This window comes from Limosilactobacillus caecicola (genome assembly GCF_943192935.1).
GTDB classification, from domain to species: Bacteria; Bacillota; Bacilli; order Lactobacillales; family Lactobacillaceae; genus Limosilactobacillus; species Limosilactobacillus caecicola.
Genome location: NZ_CALPCI010000011.1, coordinates 1 through 1,264, shown reverse-complemented (window position 1 = coordinate 1,264; position 1,264 = coordinate 1). Strand labels below are relative to the sequence as shown.

General features: G+C 43.0%; 3 protein-coding genes. All 3 read right to left on the bottom strand.

What is annotated here, in order from left to right; genetic code table 11:
- On the bottom strand, positions 1 to 345 hold a 345-nt coding region (locus NFR43_RS08495; protein ID WP_251548359.1), incomplete at its 3' end, for a hypothetical protein.
- Positions 346 to 363: 18 nt separating this feature from the next.
- Entirely contained in the window at positions 364 to 681 is a 318-nt protein-coding gene (locus NFR43_RS08490) for a hypothetical protein (RefSeq protein ID WP_251548357.1), read from the bottom strand.
- Positions 682 to 882: 201 nt separating this feature from the next.
- Positions 883 to 1,264: hypothetical protein (locus NFR43_RS08485; RefSeq protein WP_251548355.1), on the bottom strand; the 382-nt coding region annotated here is incomplete at its 5' end.

The window sequence follows — 1,264 nt, the reverse complement described above, 5'->3', positions numbered from 1 at the left end:
GCCCAAAGCGTTAATCGCTTCATTAGTGGTCTGGATTTGTGTCTGGGTTTGCGCTAATTGTAGACCAATATTATTAAGTGCCTGATCAGACTTACTTGGTTCAATCTTCACTGAAATATTTGGCATTGTTGATAGTCGTTTTTTCTCATATTCAGCGTGCTCCTCATCAGTACCGCCACGCCAGTTGCTCCCCGTCCAGATAATTGGAGTTTGTAGACCTACACCGTTTTCACCTTCCGGCTTGGTGAACGTTTCGTTCGCCGCTAATGTGTAGTCGTCCGGTAAACCAACTTTGGCGCCGCAGTATTTATTATTCGAATCCCACATATAAACTGTTTTTGCCATTCGTATCATCCTTTCTAATTAGTACAAGAAACGAAACCCAATCCAGCCGTCGAGATTACCATCGCCGTCCCGGTGGCCAGTAATGTTCACTGTGACCTGATTGTCGATCCCCTGGGAATAGATACTGAATTTACAGGAACCTGTGCAAACGCCATTAACAGCTGAGATTGTGCCAGCACCAATGACCTCGCCAATTCCCGTTGCCAGCCCGGGACCAGTAATAGAAATCACGTCCTTACTTTTCCCGTTCCAATTTGTTTCGCCAATGTTCCCAGTCACTTCACGCAGTAAACCGTTGCCATTTTCGTCTACCAAACGGCGCCATTGAATCGGCATGTTCATAGACGTTCCATTGAGTAAGACAATTCCATCACGAGACCATTCTGTCCAATGAACTTTCCCTTTGGGTATTTTCTCATATAATTCGCTAAAATTTTCATTAATTGGGATATCCCAGTTTGGTTCTCCATGCTTAATTATTTGCTGTGTCATAATCATCTATCCTTTCTTAAACATAATCGGGATAGATAATTAAATCTATCCCTGAGCTAAATAAAGGAAGGTCGCGTAATGTGCTGATGTATCCCCGTCTATCGTTACAGAAGTGTGCATTTCAATATGACCATTCTGCAACAGATAGTAGTTGATAAAGGACGGAGTATTACTACCCCATGTTTGCGTAGCGACTACCGCTTCAAGCGGTTTAATAATATCCGGCACTTCAAGAATTTCTTTGGTAGTTTCACCATTGTTCCCCGGAGTTTTCAATACAAAGTGCAATAGCACTAACTTTACATTTCCCAGCTTAATATATTGATAACCGTTTTCTTCGGGTGTGCCATAATATTTGGACCCATTTAAAAATACGAGGCCTTCCCGTGAGAGTTCAGTTAACGAGAGCCCGTTAACTACCCCCCCC

What these genes read in the sequence shown, in the direction of transcription:
- NFR43_RS08490 (WP_251548357.1), bottom strand. Translation starts at nt 681, where the DNA reads ATGCCGATTCAATGGCGCCGTTTGGTAGACGAAAATGGCAACGGTTTA.